We start from the raw sequence: 18,384 nt of genomic DNA on the forward strand, positions 1-18,384 counted from the left end.
GTTACATATTAATGAAAGGCGTCTATCTTATGCTCATTACGTTTCTTACGGGCTTGCAAGTATTCCAGTAAATAAGCGGTACGATCAGTCTGAATGATTGTTGCTCCAAGTTTATCTATCAAATATCCATATCCTTCATCCGGGTTTTCCAATGATTTGTCGTCATCATGTCCGCCTGCCATCGTATCCCAAAGGGTATTATACCAAATTTTACTTTTTCCTTCCAGCTTCGTCCTCACTTGTTTTGGGAATTGACAAGTATCCGATTCGAACAACAATTCGAAGGCTACCGGGTGAAGTTCTTTCATGAAATCATCTATTTGCTGCATAGCTCCCGGGCGATCCAAATGTACGATTGGCATATATATGATCCGATCTAAATATTTTCCCAAATCCTTTTTCACTTCTGCAACAGGCTTTGACCCCTTCATGATGATCTGTTCAACGGTTCCGGTTTTCTCCAGAATGGGGAAAATCTCATCGAATATCGATAAGCCTTATCCAAATTTACCATAACGCGCCCTTTAGCCGTCAATAATGCTTCCTCCAATGTAGGCACACGATGTTTGGTTCTCAAAGCAGCGCCATTCTTCAGACGGAGTGTCCGGATAGAATCCAGTGTCCACTCGACAACCTTACCTTTTCCGGTGGTCGTTCTATCCAAGGTCTTATCATGCATAAGGATCAACTGTCCGTCTTTGGTTTTCTGAACGTCCAACTCCACGACGTCGGCTCCCAACCGGATAGAACTCTCTATTGCTGCCAGCGAATTTTCTGGTGCAAAGCGCCAATCCGCCCGGTGGGCGACTACGGTTACTTCTTTATTATCAGGATTCGTAATCTTTGCGTAAATTGCCTTCACCGGTTCATCTGCAAACAAGCGGAAAGGAAACAGCAAAATAATTCCTATTATCAGATAGTTCTTCATATTCATCTTTATCATCTATACTTTGGGGGATTATCTATACTTTTTGGATTTTAAATACTTGGCAGCTAATTCGGCATAATCAGTCTGTACGACATTAATACGTTTGTTTATCATGCCTACCAACCCCGAATAGTTGTCCGACAACATGTTCGTATCATTCGCTCCTACGATATTGGAGAATAAAAGCCAACCTTTGGATTTAATGTCTTCCGTCATCGCTCCCGCAAGAGCATCCGAGGTGGAAAGTTGCATCATCTGCACATTGTCCGTGTAAGATGAAGCAAAATAGGTAATATCATCTGAAGCTTTTGCCATCGGATGCAGTAACAGAGTGCTGTTCGCCGCTTTCAAATCGTATGCATAATTACGGTTGTTTGAAACATAAAGCAGGACTTCGTTTTCCATGTCGAGTTTTTTAAGTAATGCCACCATTGTCGCTACGGCAACGTTTTTGTTGACTATATCCAAGTTAAAATAAACCTTTCCTTTGCCTTTCTTCAATGCGTCCTCTAAAGTGGGGATTCGTTCGTTTGTCAGATTCCCTGCTGCATCTTTAAGATAGAGTTGCTGTAATTGCTGATAAGAATAATCTCCTACCGCACCGCTTCCGTTAGTGGTTCTGTCGATCGTATTATCGTGCATCAGCACCAATATTCCGTCAGAGGTGGGACGTGCATCAAGTTCGATCATTTCTACTCCTGCATTGATTGCATACTCTATGGAAGTTAATGAATTCTCCGGTATGCCATCGGCTATACCTTTCTGCGTGTTCGCCCGATGGGCACAAAGCCAGACCTTATAGGAACTATCATCAAATAAATTCTTTAAATCGGTCTTCAGATTTCCTGTAATAGGCAATTGTCCGCCCGGTTCGCCTCCCGGATTCTCTCCCGAGCCTCCCAACTGTGCACTGGTGTGGCGGCTGTCTTTCCCTTTCATCGGCCATGCCGAAGCTGCACATCCGGTTATACCTTCATCTTCCAAAGCTACCAGGACACTCTTCGACGGATCTACCGTGTGAGTAACGCCAATATAGATCGTTCCATCCGGTCCGATTGTAGGCGAACTCCAGATTTTTCCGATACCCGCTTCCCAGTTATCTTTTAAAGGAGAATCGCTCTCGCTAATCAGTGCAGCCAAGTCTTTTTTCAAGATTAGCTGTTCTTCCGAGGATTCGGGTTTAATGATATAATAATTACCGGATTGCGTTCCAAAATGAATATTTCCGGCCTGATCGATTGCCGCACATCCACTGACGTCTTCCGGCACACCGTAATGCCATTGAACAACTCCATTAGGAGATAATGCAACGATTCCTCCTGTGGCTTCACCCGGAGCACGTTTTACCGTTACAATGATACTTCCGTCCAAGCCTATCACAACACCCCCTTGGTCTAGTGTTCCTACATTTCCTAACGAAGTACGCCATTTCTCAACCCCGTCGCTTCCAATAGCAAACGCACTGCTTCCTATACTCGGGAAGGTGGCAATTCCGTATATAGTGCCGGTTGCGTCCACAGCTACGGAAGCATTCATGTTTTCTGAGGCTTATCATTTCCCGAACTATATATTTGCCATGCCCACATCACATTACCACCTGTATTCAGTGCAGACGCCGACGCGCCGAATAAGCCGTTCTTTCCACCAGCCCAAATTAATGTGTTGTTCGCCAATGCTATTCCGGCAGATACTCCCCCCGACGGGCCTCCGGAATTGTCTGCGTTTGCCACATAACCTACTCTGTAACCGGTATTCTTATCGACAGCAAGCACAGATCCCGTAGAGCCGCCGTTACCCATATAGATATGATTCTCTCCAATCGCACAAGTCAGATAATTAATACGAGGCTTTGAAGCCTGTCCTTTATTCCAAAATCCTTTTTCAGCATCTCCGGCAACGACCCATTTCTTTGTTCCATCGGGATTGATGGCATATACGCGCCCTATTTTGCCACTTGTGTCGCCTGTTCCTACATACACAGTACCGTCCGTATCAATGCTCGGAGTGGTATGCGTATTACCGGACGGAGAATCACCGTCAGCCGATGTCCATAAGTCGAACTCCCACAATTGTTCACCGGTAGCGGCTGAAAATTTCCGCAAATAATGGTCATTGGAAGTCATATATACATTATTATCATCACTGACTGCCGGAGCCGTAGAACGTATTTCGCCCAACACGTGGGCACCTACCCATTTCAGTTTCACATTGCCGACTTCGGGCAGAGGTTCAGCTTCAATCGTCAATAATTTATGAGCCATTGCATAATTTCCTTTACTGTCTTTCACATGCAAAGTCACTGTATATGCTCCATTCGTTTCGTAAGTCACTTTAGGAGCAACTTCTGTTGAAGTCTCTCCATTCCCTAAATCCCATTGGCAGGTATAATTACCTTCTCCGCCTACTGTCTCATTCGTGATACTGACTTCTTCGCCTACATAGTAGGTTGTCTTGTCAAAAGTAAATTTAGCTGTCAGCGCATTTTCCTTCCAATCATCCGAGCATGCTGAAAGTAGCAGCAAGCAGATAAAAAACGTTGTTACTATTTTTATATTCTTCATACTTTGTTCTTTCTAAGATAATTAATAGCCTTCATTTTGAGGGTAATTTTCCTCTCCCGCCAAATCGCGTTCCGACTGGGGAACAGGATAATACATCAGGTAGTTTCTACCGTTCAAGGAAGAAAACAAGTCCAAACGGTTGGTTCGCTTCAAATCATACCATCGTTGACCTTCCGCATACAACTCGCGGTGACGCTCATCAAGTATTTGATTCTGAAACTCTGCATCAGTCATATTTGAAGGCAACAAGACGGTTGCGTAGCGTTTGTTCATAAATTCTTTTAATGTAGCCAACCCATTGACTGCTCCCAATGCTTCCGCTTTAATCAGATACATTTCCGCCACACGGGTAACCACAATCGGGGTTTGTGACGGTTGTTCATTGGTAACAAACTGACCGGTACTTCCATTCGGGAATTTAATAATACGGCTATTATCTGCACCAAATACTGCCTTTGCCCGTATATCCTTTGACTTTACGGCGGTATCATCATAAAGATGGCTGTAACATTCGGTAGAAGGAGAGTAATCCCAAGTCGGATCAATGTCATTGACCGTTTGGTAAAATAACAGCAAACTTGTACTACGCTTGTTGGCTAACGCAAAGACCAGTTCTTTGCTACTGCTATTAGAGACAAACGCCTGGGCATACTCAACTGATGTAGTACTCAATGCGAAATTTGATTTTGTAATCACTTTGTCGGCATAAGCTGCCGCATTTGTATAGTCTTTCAAGGACAAACATACTTTGGCTTGAAGCGCATCGCAAGCACTAAGAGACACATAAAAACGATCGGTGAAATCAGACAGTAATCCTTCCGCTTTAGCCAAGTCTTCTTTTATAAAACTCCACACTTCGGTTTCGGGGGAAATGGGAACGACGTCGTAAGTGCGCTTACGCAAGATAGGAACTCCTCCCCAGCGAGTGACCAGATGATAATAAATCAAAGCTCTGAAGTAGTATCCGGTCCCTCCTGTCTGCTTCACAACCTGACTCTCTTTATTAGATGACGCTTCGTATGTTTCAACCAAGAAATTTACTTGCTTCAAGGCTGTGAAACATTTCTGCCACTGGCTCAAAACTTCTTTAGAACTAGGAGCCATCAACATGGGGTCGTTCATGGAAAATCCGGGACCTGCCTTGAAATTCTCGCCTTTTACATCACCATCCATATAAAATTTGAATACCAGTTCTTCCATTTCGGCATACACTCCATTCAATAACTTTTCCAAATCGGATTCGCTCAACATATCTTGAGGTATCTGATCTTTAGGCCGCATATCGTCCAGTATACCTGAACAACCCGTCATCCACAAAAGGCAAATGCTACATAGCAAATAGTTGATTATAGTATAGTATCGTTTCATACATCTATATTTTTAAAAGTTTAGATTCAGACCAAAAATAAATGTTCGTAATACAGGTTGCAACCCGAAGTCAACTCCATAATTTGAGTCTCCCGGGCTACCGGAAAATGATGTTTCGGGATCATAACCGGAATACTTGGTGAGAGTGAGTAGATTATCAGCCGAAACATAGACTCTTAACGAGTTCACACGGAGTTTCTTAACGACTGATTCCGGCAAAGTGTAACCCAAAGTCACAGTTTTCAGTTTAAAATAGGACGCATCTTCCAAATAACGTGTTGAGGTTTGCACGTTATAGTCATAATCATACCCGGTATGTACTCCTATTCTTACAGGACGAGGAATCGTGTTGCTTGTGCCCTCTCCACGCCAGTATCCGTTTGCCACTTCTTTGCTTACATTAAAGTATTGCTCGACAGATTCGCCACGGTCGTTTACTTTTACATTGGACAGTGCCAACCCTAAATGGTCAGTACCTTCGGAACCGTTCACTCCCCGCCATGCCGACATCACTTTACCGCCTACCGAGAATTGTCCGAACAATGACAAATCGAAACCTTTGTAAGAGAAGTTGGAGGTAATACCACCGTAAAAATCAGGAATGGCTTTTCCTACATTCATTCGGTCGGCGTCAGATATATCTCCGTCTTCATTATAATCGAAATATTTCACGTCACCGGCACGGACTCCTTTCGCATACAGTTTCGCAGGCACTTCGTCGTCACGCTGGTAGATACCTTCCATCTTTAACATATAGAATGTACTGATAGGCTGTCCGTTAATCAACGCATGCATCGAACCTCCTAAAAGGTTACTACCGCTGCTGGGAACAATATACATATCATTTCCTTCGATGAGGGAAAGCAATTTGTTCTTTACAAAAGAAATGTTACCACCCAAATCCCATTTAAACTTTCCGGTGAAGATTTTACCATTCAAAGCCAACTCAAGTCCTTTATTCTCTAATGAGCCGATATTAGACTGTAATGTGGTATATCCGGTGGTTGCATTGACTGGTTTCTTAAACAGCAGATCGGTAGTCTTTTGATAGAACATATCTATGTTTAAAGTCAGGCGAGACTGAAACATTTCTATATCAAATCCGATATTAAACTGGCTGGCTTTCTCCCAAGTCAAGGCACGGGCATCCTGCGAAATCTGGAATCCGGCAGAACCGTTGTAAGAAGCACCGCCCGCACTAATCAGTGATAACGGAGCATAATTACTCACTCCTGCCATGCTACCTGTCATACCCCAGCTTAATCTTAACTTTGCATCATTGACGTATTTGTTTTTTGGAAAAAATTCCTCATTGGAGGCACGCCACGCAAAAGAAGCAGAAGGGAAATAACCATATCTCTTGTTCTTCGCAAAGCGGGAAGAACCATCACTACGCAAAGAAGCATTCAGTATGTATTTATTGTCCCAATTCAAAGCGATTCGTCCGAAATAAGATTCTAAGGCATAAGAGGTATAACTAATATTTCCGGCGTAAATATTAGGACCTGCATTGATTAAATCAAAGTTTGAGGAAGGAAATGCACCGTTAGCGTAATTATCACTCTTTGCCCCGAATTGTTCATAAGTGTATTTCTCAAACGAATGTCCCAACATGACGGAGTAGATTAGTTTATTCCATTCATTGTTGTAAGAGAATATATTATCTATCACATAGCGGAAACTCTGGTCTTTTTGTTCGGCTAATGCTCCCCAACCACTACTATTTTTACGGGCATCATGCTTGTCCGACAATTTTTTAGATGTGTTGTCCAAAATACCATATACGCTTACTGTTGGTGTGTACTTAAATCCTTTGAAAGGAGTTACGTCTATGCTGAACACACCAGACAGTTGATATTTCTTAGCTACCCAGTCTTCTTCATTAATCAGCATCACCGGATTGTGGCGCAAAATATCTGTCCCGTTCACTTTATAAGATGTTCCGTCTTCTTTATAAGGTGAATACCAAGGCTGCTCCTCACGAGCTGTACGAAGTACTTTCAAGCTGGTACTCGTTTCTTCCAATAAGTCTGAACGGCTGGCCGAACCTGCCAGATTCATATTCAGTTTGAACAGGTTGTTTATTTTATGTGTGAATTTGGCACGCATATTATACTGGTCATAGCTGCTCTTATTCAAATATCCTTCTTGAGTATTAGCGCCTAAAGAAGCAAAGAAGGTGGTCTTTTCATTTCCACCGGAAATGCTGATAGAGCCGGTACCTGTTTTCGAGTTTTTTCTTGATATTTCTTTCACCCAATTGGTTTCCTGAATTTGAGAAGGAACATACAATTGAAGGTTAGCTCCCATTTGCACATTGTAATTATCAATAGCGGCTTGCATCGTATTCATATATTCCATCGAATTGGCCATTTCAATGTCGCTAGCCAGATAAGCGAATCCGTAACGACCGGACACCTCTATCTTCGTCTTACCTTGCTGACCTGATTTGGTCGTTATCAACACAACTCCGGCATTGGCACGCGAACCATAGATAGCAGCCGCAGACGCATCTTTCAAAACTTCCATGCTCTCAATGTCATTCGGATTCAAGTTGGGATATTTTTCGCTGGGGATACCATCGACCACATAAAGCGGCGAGCTTCCCCCACTAACGGAACCGATACCACGAACGGTAACATTCGGTGCTTCTCCCGGAGTTCCTGATGCAGAGGAGATATTCACACCCGCTACACGTCCTTGCAGCATTTTAATCGGATTATAGTCATTACCCTGATCTATATTTTCCATCTTTACTTTACTGATAGAAGTAGTGACTAGCTTTTGTGACTGGACTCCGTAGCCGACAACAACGACCTCGTCTATCATTTTACTGTCTTCCTGAAGTACAACTTTTACAAATGTCTGCCCTGCGGCAGAAAGGTCAACTGTTTTATAACCGATATAAGAGACGGTCAATATTCCCTTTTCCGGTACGTCTGCTAATGTGAACTTTCCATCAAAATCTGTAATCGTTCCGTGCGACTCACCTTTTATCACAATACTGGCACCAATGACTGGCTCGCCTTTTTCATCGACAACAGTACCTGTTATTTTTTTAGTTATCGATTTGTCCTGGGCTTTGCGAATCAATACAATCACATTATCTTGTTCTTTCTTATACGCTAAGTCCATTCCTCCTAAAAGTTGTTGCATGGTTTGTTCAATCGTTGCGTTCTTCACATTCAACGATACTTTTCGGTTTAACTCCGGCAGACTCTCATTGTAGAAGAATTTGTAATTGCTTACTTGCTCGATTTTCTTTAAAGAGGCTCTCAAAGAGATGTCTTTCACATTCACTGTTATTTGGGAATAAGCGGTGAAAGAGACGCTTAAAAACAATAGCAGACAGATAGCCCGCAGTGTTTTCCAGTTCTTACTTCTCCCTGTATTTGCTTGAGGGAGCTTTTCAAAGGTTGTTTTGTGCTTCATATATCAAACTTTTAAGTTGTTTGATAGGTATACAGACTACTATACTCACTCGTCCAATCGCCTATCAGACTTTAACTCTCGTTAACTTATTCAATTCAGAGAACAAAAAAACCATTCCTAAGTAGTGGGCTTCGGAATGGCTCTATTCTATATTTTTTCTACTATTTCTCTTTCAAAACAATCACCGAACCGTCCATTTCATAATAGAAAGGTGAAGTAAGCATCAGGATATTCAATGCATTCTGTATGCCACCAACCGGAATGGTTCCGGTGAAATATTCATTAGGTAGTTTATTGGAGTCGAAACGAATCTCTACGTCATAGATGCGTGAAAGGGTTTTCATTATATTCTCCAAAGATTCTTTCTCGAAATAGATATTTCCTTTCGTCCATTCAATGTAGTCACTCGGGTGTACTTGAGTGGCTGTTATCTTATGAGTGGCTTTGTTATATTCTATTTTGTCGCCGGGCTTCATGATATGCGACATTTTCTGCGCATAGACCCCTACTTTTCCTTCCAAAAGAACGACTGTCACGTCTTTGGCATCTTCATAGGCAGATACATTAAAAGAAGTACCGAGTACTTTCACTTCCAAATCACCGACCTGCACTATAAAGGCATGTTTTTCATCATGAGCTACTTTGAAATAGGCTTCACCATTCAGTTGCACACGACGCACATTTTCTCCGAAGTTATTCAGATAGCTTAATTGCGAAGCAGAATTGAGAACGACATTCGTTCCGTCCGGCAATTCGATGGTTGCTTTATCTCCTTTATCAGCTTTTACTATAAAGGGTGCTCCCACTGTTTGGGAAGAATCTATAAGATAGTAGGTGAAGAAGGCAATACAAATGGGTAAAACGATGGCGGCAGCCATTTCCAAGGATTCATGCGAATAGTTCTTGGTTTCTCTTTTCCCTGTGTCTCTTCTTTTCCCTGTGTCTCTTCTTTTCCCTGCGTCTGTTCTTTGATTCGGGCAAATAGTTTGTTGCGCAGTACCGGATTAATACCGGCATCCGATTTGGAAAATTCTTCTTCCCACCAGTTCTGTAAATGGCGGTCGTTCTTTATCCAATCGGAAAGTTCTTTTATTTCAGCATCCGTTATATTTCCATCGAAATACTTTTCAATCAGTTCTTTATAATATATCTTATCCATCTTCTTTCCTGCTTATTTACAAGTATACATTTTCATCCTATCTACTATCCAAAAACGTGTATTACAATTACATTTCATTAACAAAAAAGGCGATCAGAAGCGCAATTACCTTATCGTAATGCTTCATCAACTGCTCACGCATAAATTTCACCGCCAAAGATAATTGTGTGGCGACTGTACTTTCAGAAATACCCATCATTTCAGCGATTTCCTTATTCGTATAGTTCTGACGCTTACTTAAGATAAAGATTTTCTTTCGCTGTGCCGGCAATTCTTCTGCTAATGAGTCGATATAGTCGTTCAAGAAATGAAGATCAATATTCTCTTCTGTTTGCGAATCACGATCCACACTGCTTTTCAGCAGATATTCATTGTAAACATATTCAACGGTCTGACGCTGGTACATGTTCATCAGTAAATTTTTGGCTATCGTACAAAGAAAAGAAATAAATGAAGCGTTGGTATCGACTTTCTCACGTACTTCCCATATACGGATAAAAGTGGATTGCACCACTTCTTCAGCCATATATTGATTGCCGGAAGAAAGCCGCATAATGAAATTGTACAGTTTACCGCTGTACATATTATACAATCTTTCAAATGCTTGAAAAGAACCGTCTTTTAAATCGATTAATAAATGTTTTTCATCTGTAAAATTCACCATAGCTTAGAATTTTGCAACAAAGGTATGCAACCATAGACCATTAACAGGTGACAATATTATTAATATTTTCTCAATTATCCGATTTTTATGAGGAAAAAGATACTAATATCAGGATAGTGACGCCATCCGTTCAAGATAGTGACGCTATCTAATCAGGATAGTGACGCTATCTTGAACGGATACCGTCACTATGTTCAGTAAGGTAGTTCGCATTAATAAGTCAAGCGGATACCAGCCTGTATATTGAAATTAAACGGATTCTCTTTACGTATGGTCTGTATATCCGAACCGTCATCAAAATAATAAGCAACACCGGGTTCTACATAGATACCCAGACGTTTCGTTGCGTTCACCTGTGCACCTACCGCACCGGATACCGAGAATTGCAAAGGTTTCACCGTTTCTTTCTCGGAACCGAGCTTTCCATAAACACATTTCTCCACCATACCTCCACCGGAAACGTAGAGAGTGATGAGTTTTTTATCAAGGAAATTCCAGTTAGCACGCAGCGGAATACCGACATAATGAAGTTTTTGTTCTATCTGCTGATCTTCACCCGCCAGTTTCGCATCCGAAGAAAGCAATGTGTAAGTCAATCCCGTTTCGAGAGAGAATCCTTTGGCCAGTCCTTTACGGACAGACAATCCGAAAGAAATAGGTTGATGGTGCTTAATGTCGACCACTTGTTTTGCCTGACGCAGATAAGGCACTCCATCTTCAAAAACCAATGTCTGATCGTTAGGTATCTCCATCAGACCGTTGGAAACAGAAAGCATACTCACACGAGACATATAAGCATGAGAGCCGGCACCGACTTCTGTGGATGCTCCGCCCGAATTTCCGACCGAGAGTCCCATGGACCATGTTCCTTTTTGAGGTGCTCTTTTTTCTGCCGGAATATGCAGCTTGTCTCTGCCGGAAGGGCGACGCGGCCTGTTGTTCGGCCGTTCGGTGTCCTGTGACTGTGTAGCCTGACCCACATTTTCACTGTCAACCTGCCTTGCTTCATTTTTCGTCTGTTCCGTCTCACCTTTGAGCATCTGGTCTTCCTCAATCACAGGATTATTTTCATTCCCTGTTACAGGTTCGTTGTTATTTTCTATTGCAGATTGGCCTGCATTTGTTTTCTGTTCTGTAAGATTCTTATCAATTTTCGCCAAACGGTCTTCACGAGCCACTGGTCGCAAGACGGGTTCTACGGAAGTGCCCTGCACATCCGGTTGTTGCACACCCGGCAACGCATCGGGTGTAGATGCCAATGCCGGAGTCTTTATATGACGTATTTCATCCGCGGCCGGTGTCCCCAGAAAATATAGACTTACCGACGAAACGACGGCTAACAATATAACAGCTGCAGCAGCCATCATCCATTTTCGATAAGGATATATTTTCTTCTCCACAGGAGGCATAAGTTCTTTTTCCAGTTGTTCCCAACCGGAAGCAGGCACCGGCTCGGAATAATCCGCGAGCTTCTCCTTCAACTTATTCATCCACAATTCTTTCTCTTCCATCTCTATCTATCCATTATGCATTATCCATTCTTTTACTCTTTTTGCCAATACACTCTTCGCACGAAATAGTTGCGAAGCCGAAGATTTTTCATTAATACCTAATTCCTGTGCGATTTCTTTATGCGATTTGTCTTCGAATGTATAAAGGTTAAACACTGTACGATATCCGGCAGGTAGTTCTTCTATAAACTGCATCAACACTTTCTGTGGAATAGCTTCTACATCAGAAGCATCCGGTTCTTCATATTCTTCAGGCAACTCTTCTAATGGTGCCGACTGATTGATTACATCATTTTTCCGGAGATATTGCAAAGCTGTGTTGACCATCACCCTTTCCATCCAAGCCCGCAGGGAGCCTTCACCCCTCCAGGTGAACTTGTCGAAGGAATCGAATATCTTTAAAAAACCGTCGTGAAGCAGATCCTGGGCTGTATCACGGTCGCCGGTATAGCGAAGACAGATGCCAAGCATACGTCCCGCATACTGCTCATACAGTTCTTTGCGAGCTTGGTTATTGCCTAGCCTGCATTGTTCCGACAACTCTAATTCTTCCATTCTCTTATACACGTGTTTAACTTATAAATGCAGCAAAGATAGAAATACTGCATAGAGAGAACAACTCTTTTATCACTTTTGTTTCTTTAACAGATTCAAATGCAATATTTTCTATCCCATTGCATTTTCACAATACAAAGGAACCATTTTATATAATCTAAAACTTAAATAAGTATATGAAGAAATTTAAATTCATTGCCTTTATCTTTGCTATTATGACTACAATGCCGATTCTCCAGTCATGTTTGGACGACGATGACAACCCGTCCGATCTTCTGGTTGTCAGTACCATCAATATGATTAGCCAGGATAGCAAGGAATTTTATTTCACTTTGGATGACGGGAAAAAGATGTATCCCAGCAATGCGCAAGGATGGAGTAATAAAGATTGGGTGGAAGGACAACGAGCTTTTGTGATATTCAACGAGCTGGAAGAGCCTGTGAATGGATACGACCTTAATATTCAGGTGAGAGGTATCAATCCAATCTTAACTAAAGACATCATCACGATGGGTGAAGATGACAACGACGAAGAAAAAGTCGGAGATGACAAGATCAACACAACTTATATGTGGATCAACAAGGATAATAAATATCTAACGATTGAATTCCAATATTATGGAACGCATAGTGAAGATAAAAAACATTTCCTGAATCTAGTGATTAATGACAAAGAAGAAACCGCTCCCACTGCTGACGAAGACAGTGCGGAGGACGAATATATCAATCTGGAATTCCGTCATAACAGTGAAGGTGATTATCCTCAAAGCCTGGGCGAAGGATATGTATCTTTCAAACTGGATAAGATCAAAGACCGGATGGAAGGGAAAAAAGGATTAAGGATCCGTGTCAACACTTTATATGGCGGACCGAAAACTTATGAAGTAAAGTTTCCCTAAGATTATAAATCTAATGTAAACGTGCAAAACACACTCTTTTTTAATATAATATATTAATTACGCAAAAGAGGGCGGTAGTTGTGAAACTGCCGCCCTTTTATCTTCTCCTTTATATAAAGAAGTTATCCTTATAAAGGAATTATTTCTTTTCTTCCTTATCTCCCAGATAATTCCAAACTACCGCACTCAACGCAGCTCCTACAAATGGAGCAATGATGAACAGCCACAACTGCGACAGTGCTTCTCCTCCCTGGAATAATGCCGGAGCAATACTACGTGCCGGGTTTACAGAAGTCCCTGTGATAGGAATACATACAATATGTACCAATACAAGAGTCAAACCGATGGCAAGTCCTGCCAGATTGCCTGCTCCCTTCTTCGAGTCAGTAGAGCCGAGCACCACTAATACAAAAATGAAAGTAAATACTGCTTCCGCAATGAATGCCTGCAACATTTCTCCATCGCCAAAACCATTGGAACCTGTAGCCGTAGGTCCGTCATGAGCACCGGTGGAAACTAAGGCAAAAAGAATAGCCGAGCCGATAATAGCTCCGATTACCTGGAAAATCATATACATACCTGCATCTTTTCCATTCATACGCCCAATTAAGAACACTCCTAATGTAATAGCAGGATTAATGTGACATCCTGAAATACCTCCGATAGCATACGCCATCGCTACTACTGAAAGACCAAATGCTAAAGCTACGCCGACTGTTCCCACGCCAGCACCTACCGTACCGGTTACACTACCGGCAAAAACGGCACTTCCGCATCCCATAAGAACGAGCACCATCGTTCCAATCATTTCTGCAATGTACTTTTTCATAACTATAAATAATGGTTGATGCATCAAATATAGAGAATTAACCCAAGAAAACAAAGCCTACGTGCCTAAATTATTATTGCCTTCGCAACATTTTTGAATAAAAGACAAGCAAATAAAATGAAAAAAGGACTTTTGCACGCCATATTAGCCTCTACCTTATGGGCTACCGTAAACTCTTTTATCAAGCAAGAATTGAGCTATGACTTCACTCCAATGAATTTCTCCGGAATCCACTTTGCCACTGTTGAAATTATTCTTTTCGCTTATACCCGATACAAGGGTATATGACAGGAATCATCTCAACCTCTATTATTATAGCAAACACTGTATGGACTGCAAAGTAAGCATTTCTTTTGGGACTGCAGCTTTTATTTCCTCTTTCAGAACACATAGCAGGCTATGACGAATAAAATCTCTATTTGTCGCCAACACCACTTGCCGCGTCGGTCGGGGGATAGCAAACGGACGTACTAATTGTCGCTGTTCTTCCGTCAATTGAGCCACTGCCAGTTCGGGAATAAAAGTGATTCCTTTTCCGCTTTCTACCATTCTCATAAAGGTTTCCATGCTTCCCAAACGATAAGCCATCTGACTAACCTTCACCGCTTCCATCTGACAGAAACGGACAAGTTGGTCACGAAAGCAATGTCCTTCGTCCAAAAGCCAAAGATGTTCACCGGTTATATCGGAAGTGCGGATTATGTCATGTTTGAACGAGGGTTCTTTCCGTGATACATAAGCATAGAATTGCTCATAGAAGAGAGTTTCTTCCGTCAAGAATGTGTCTTCTAATTTACTGGCAATAATCCCTGCATCCAAATCACCGGCATGCAGAGCTTGCTGAATATCCTGGGTTTTCATTTCCGTGACACGAATATCCAGTTCGGGATATTTCTCCATCAGTTGAGGGAAAAAGCGGGGTAGCAAATAAGGAGCGATAGTGGGTAATACTCCCAAACGGAACACGCCTGATAATGATTGCTTATCTTCACTGATGATTTCTTTTACTTGAGCTGCCTGCGCCAGAATCACACGAGCCTGGTCTATCACTTTCTGCCCGATGGGTGTCGGACAAACGGGTTGCACTGTCCTATCGAATAACTTTACTCCCAATTCATCTTCCAGCTTCTGAATCATGGCACTCAAAGTAGGTTGCGTCACACGGCAATATTCGGCTGCCCGTGCGAAATGCCTGAACTGGTCTACGGCTAATATATATTCTAATTGTTGTATCGTCATCTATCAAATCATGTTAAGTTATAGATTTCATCTATGCAAAGATAGAAATTTTCAGTTTGACAACAAGCATTTTCCGCCTTATCTTTGCAGTACAGAAAAAAAAGAAAACAAGTATAAATCATTAAAAATAAAAAGAATATGAAAACTTTAGAATTTATCAAACTGAATGAATCGGGAGCAAACAACGTAGTAGCATCTTTGCAACAACTATTAGCAGACTTCCAAGTGTATTACACCAATCTCCGCGGTTTCCACTGGAATATCAAAGGACATGATTTCTTTGTTCTCCACAGCCAATTCGAAAAGATGTATGATGACACAGCCGAAAAGGTAGACGAAATTGCAGAACGTATCTTGATGTTGGGCGGTACTCCTGCCAATGAATTCAGCGATTATTTGAAAGTAGCAAATATCAGTGAAGTAGATAAGGTGAGCAACGGCGAACAGGCACTGAACAATATCCTTCAGAGTATCAGTTATCTGATTGGTGAAGAACGTAAAATCTTGTCTATCGCTTCTCAAGCCGGAGATGAAGTAACCGTTTCGATGATGAGCGATTATCTGAAAGAACAGGAAAAACTAGTTTGGATGTTGACGGCTTATAATAGCAAATAATTAAGATAAAAGGTTTAGGTTTTTAAGTGAGAAAGAGAGGATATTTCCGTAAAAGGAATATTCTCTCTTTATTATTTCCAGTGTACTAGTACTATCTAAATACGTTCATTCGCTGATATTATTAAAAAAATTAGTTTTGTTCTTTATTTATCAAGATTTATAAAAGTAAGCAACAACTTTCAAAAGATGAAACTTATTCTACTGAAATAAAATGTCTTACCCTGAATTTTGTTGACTCTAATAAGTCTCAACTAAAACTAGGGTAAGACAATTAGAGGCCCCTGAAACGTTGATGAATAAAGGATTTCAATCAAGGTGTGAGAGTGTGAGTGTAAAACGTCGTCAACATTTGTTTGGCTAAAATACGACACTTCGCACGATTAACCTTGCCGTTTTCTGTTTGCGGAATACAATCTGTCGTCCATATGTACTTGGGACGATAATAAGGTTCCAATATTTCCTGTAGTTTGTTTCCGATTTCTTTAGTGTCCGGCTGACCTTCCAATAATTCTGGCTGACCTTCCAATAGTAAGGTTACAGCCTGCCCTAAACGCTGGTCCGGAACTGAAGTAATAACAAATGGCACAGGAATAAAAGAACGAAGCAATTTCTCCATTTCCTCCGCCTGAATCTTAATTCCTCCACTATTTATCACATTGTCTTTCCGACCCAAAATCATAAAACTTCCATCGGGATAGATGCGTGCAATGTCATTGGTTTGCAATATTTCATCACATACCAAAGGGGCATCAATAATTAACGTATTCTCTACAGATAAAGACAGTTTTACTGAAGAAAACGGATAATAATGTTCCGAAGCCAATGTTCCGTTCAGCCGACGAAGAGCAATATGAGATAAAGTTTCAGTCATGCCATAGGTAGAATAGACGGCAGTCGGAAGATGTTTGATCTCCGCCTCTAAAGCCTCATCAATAGCTCCACCACCTATAATCAAAATATCCGTCTGTTTCAATCGTTCTTTCTCTTCGGGAACTTGCAACGTATTATAAACTTGCAGGGGAACCATTGCCACAAATCTCAAAGGCTCTTTTATATCCGCTAAAGGATGACCGGAAGCAGGACGTACAATCAAATTCAAGCCTGCAACCAACGAACGCACGACCACCATCATTGCACCAATATAACGAAGATTCATACAAAGTAATGCCGTCTCTCCTTTCTTCAAATCCAGAAACTCACAAGTCAGACGCGCACTTTGCATCATCTGGTCTTTACGTACAATCAACTCTTTAGGTGTACCCGTAGAGCCTGATGTATGAACAATGATGACAGGAGAATCGTTAAACCATTCGTTCAGGAAAAGATATAAATCCCAACTAGCAGGAGAATGAGCCTCCGCTCCTCCTGCTATTAATCGGCTTATATCCTCAAAAGTATATTCTTTTCCTTCCAGTAACAAGCGTTGTTGTTTTCGATCGAATATCATCGGAATATCCTTTAAATACTATCATTTACAAAACCATAAACAATCTTTTCTTATTTCAAGAGGCACTTCCACGTTGTCTGTAAAGAGCGCCCCTGTTCCCAGTCCCTGTGGCAACGGATTGCTGAATGTTGCACACCACTGGGCAATGGCGTTTAGCCAATGTTTGATTCCAGAGCGGAAGTTATCCACCAGCCGATCTGTTGTTTTTCAGCTTCGGTAATCCATTCGTCTCCTCCGCATATTCCTCCATGAAGAGAAGGTTTAATAACGATATATTGCGGACGAATTGTTGAAAGCAGCTCCTGTTTCCTTTCCAGCGTATTGCATCCTATCAGTTCTTCATCCAAAGCAATCGCTAATGGAGATTCGGCAGCAAGCCGAGCCATTTCCTCCCATTGTCCGGCACAGATTGGCTGTTCGATAGAATGTAAATCAAACTCGGACAGACGTTTCAGTTTTTCCATTGCGTCCACGGGTGAGAAAGCACCATTTGCATCTACACGCAACTCTATTTCTTTAGAAGAGAAATGCGTACGAATATGGCGCAACAATGTCAGTTCTTCTTCGAAATTGATGGCACCTATCTTTAACTTGATACAACGAAATCCGGCTTCCATCTTTTTCTCAATCTGGGATAACATGTTCTGAAAATCTCCCATCCAAATAAGGCCGTTAATCGGAATACCAACTTCTCCACGTGAGAAAGCCGTATCACATAAAGCCCAGTTTCCTGCAAAGAAATGCCGGATGGCCGTTTCCAGACCAAATAAAATTGAAGGATAGTCACACAAGCCATCCATATCCAATCTGCCTTGTTCCCTCTCTACTTTCCGGCAGACTTTCACTAATATATCTTCGTAATCAGGAAGATCGTCACAACTTAAAGCGGGCAAAGGTGCACACTCCCCTATTCCCACTCTGCCAGGGAAGTCAGGAGAGGTAAAATGAAGATACCAAACTTTACGCGTAGTATATGTTCCTCTGGAAGTCCCGGCAGGTTGCTTGAAATGGAGCAATCGGGGAATAATTTCTATTTTACAATTCATCGTGAATAATTTTTCAATTCACCACAGAATAACACAGAGCCTCACGAAGTTTTAATAAGTTATATCTCTTGCAGTTCTCCTACCATTCTCTCCTCCACAGTCTTGCTTTGCAGAAAATCGGGCTTAAACGC

11 protein-coding genes and 4 pseudogenes are annotated in these 18,384 nt (G+C 41.7%); 3 read left to right on the plus strand and 12 right to left on the minus strand.

The features are described 5' to 3' along the window. Nucleotides 1–8: 8 nt before the first annotated feature. From DXA05_RS13920 to DXA05_RS13955, 8 genes and pseudogenes are all read right to left on the minus strand, one after another. Nucleotides 9–928 (minus strand): annotated as a pseudogene (locus DXA05_RS13920) (glycerophosphodiester phosphodiesterase family protein). Nucleotides 929–958: 30 nt separating this feature from the next. Continuing rightward, nucleotides 959–3,489 (minus strand): annotated as a pseudogene (locus DXA05_RS28390) (glycerophosphodiester phosphodiesterase family protein). A 21-nt stretch (nt 3,490–3,510) separates the two neighbouring features. After that, nucleotides 3,511–4,857: a RagB/SusD family nutrient uptake outer membrane protein gene (locus DXA05_RS13930; RefSeq protein WP_128859278.1), complete on the minus strand. Its 1,347-nt coding sequence runs from the start codon at nt 4,855–4,857 to the stop codon at nt 3,511–3,513. Between the two features lie 12 nt (nt 4,858–4,869). Next, the gene (locus DXA05_RS13935) at nt 4,870–8,289 is read right to left on the minus strand and encodes a SusC/RagA family TonB-linked outer membrane protein (protein ID WP_128859279.1); all 3,420 of its coding nucleotides are present in this window, start codon (nt 8,287–8,289) and stop codon (nt 4,870–4,872) included. 161 nt (nt 8,290–8,450) lie between these two features. Continuing rightward, a pseudogene (locus DXA05_RS13940) lies at nt 8,451–9,448 on the minus strand (FecR family protein). A gap of 67 nt (nt 9,449–9,515) precedes the next feature. Next, a complete protein-coding gene (locus DXA05_RS13945) occupies nt 9,516–10,112 on the minus strand; it encodes an RNA polymerase sigma-70 factor (RefSeq protein WP_004314736.1) in 597 nt (198 codons plus the stop codon). 212 nt (nt 10,113–10,324) lie between these two features. Continuing rightward, entirely contained in the window at nt 10,325–11,623 is a 1,299-nt protein-coding gene (locus DXA05_RS13950; RefSeq protein ID WP_128859280.1) for an outer membrane beta-barrel protein, read from the minus strand. A 6-nt stretch (nt 11,624–11,629) separates the two neighbouring features. Beyond that, on the minus strand, nt 11,630–12,178 hold the full coding sequence (locus DXA05_RS13955; protein ID WP_004314738.1) for a sigma-70 family RNA polymerase sigma factor: 549 nt from the start codon (nt 12,176–12,178) through the stop codon (nt 11,630–11,632). A gap of 176 nt (nt 12,179–12,354) precedes the next feature. On the opposite strand from DXA05_RS13955, the gene DXA05_RS13960 reads away from it, so the two are divergent. Further along, nucleotides 12,355–13,077 (plus strand): NigD-like protein, encoded by a 723-nt coding sequence (locus DXA05_RS13960; RefSeq protein ID WP_015532720.1) that lies wholly within the window; start codon nt 12,355–12,357, stop codon nt 13,075–13,077. Nucleotides 13,078–13,216: 139 nt separating this feature from the next. Here the strand turns inward: DXA05_RS13960 and DXA05_RS13965 are convergent, their stop codons facing one another. Further along, a complete protein-coding gene (locus DXA05_RS13965; RefSeq protein ID WP_128859281.1) occupies nt 13,217–13,906 on the minus strand; it encodes an MIP family channel protein in 690 nt (229 codons plus the stop codon). A 117-nt stretch (nt 13,907–14,023) separates the two neighbouring features. On the opposite strand from DXA05_RS13965, the gene DXA05_RS26520 reads away from it, so the two are divergent. Next, a complete protein-coding gene (locus tag DXA05_RS26520) occupies nt 14,024–14,194 on the plus strand; it encodes a hypothetical protein (protein ID WP_015532719.1) in 171 nt (56 codons plus the stop codon). 24 nt (nt 14,195–14,218) lie between these two features. On the opposite strand, the gene DXA05_RS13970 is transcribed toward DXA05_RS26520, so the two are convergent. Continuing rightward, nucleotides 14,219–15,145, minus strand: coding sequence for a hydrogen peroxide-inducible genes activator (locus DXA05_RS13970; protein ID WP_015532718.1), 927 nt, complete (start codon nt 15,143–15,145; stop codon nt 14,219–14,221). 138 nt (nt 15,146–15,283) lie between these two features. Between DXA05_RS13970 and DXA05_RS13975 the strand changes: the two genes are divergently transcribed. Continuing rightward, nucleotides 15,284–15,760 (plus strand): Dps family protein, encoded by a 477-nt coding sequence (locus DXA05_RS13975; protein WP_128859282.1) that lies wholly within the window; start codon nt 15,284–15,286, stop codon nt 15,758–15,760. Nucleotides 15,761–16,070: 310 nt separating this feature from the next. On the opposite strand, the gene DXA05_RS13980 is transcribed toward DXA05_RS13975, so the two are convergent. Both DXA05_RS13980 and DXA05_RS13985 read right to left on the minus strand, forming a co-directional pair. Beyond that, a complete protein-coding gene (locus DXA05_RS13980) occupies nt 16,071–17,207 on the minus strand; it encodes an AMP-binding protein (RefSeq protein WP_008643122.1) in 1,137 nt (378 codons plus the stop codon). 21 nt (nt 17,208–17,228) lie between these two features. Further along, nucleotides 17,229–18,253: pseudogene (locus tag DXA05_RS13985) on the minus strand (o-succinylbenzoate synthase). Between the last annotated feature and the right edge of the window lie 131 nt (nt 18,254–18,384).

The organism is Bacteroides sp. AM54-2NS (assembly GCF_003602935.1).
In the GTDB taxonomy this organism is placed as follows: domain Bacteria; phylum Bacteroidota; class Bacteroidia; order Bacteroidales; family Bacteroidaceae; genus Bacteroides; species Bacteroides xylanisolvens.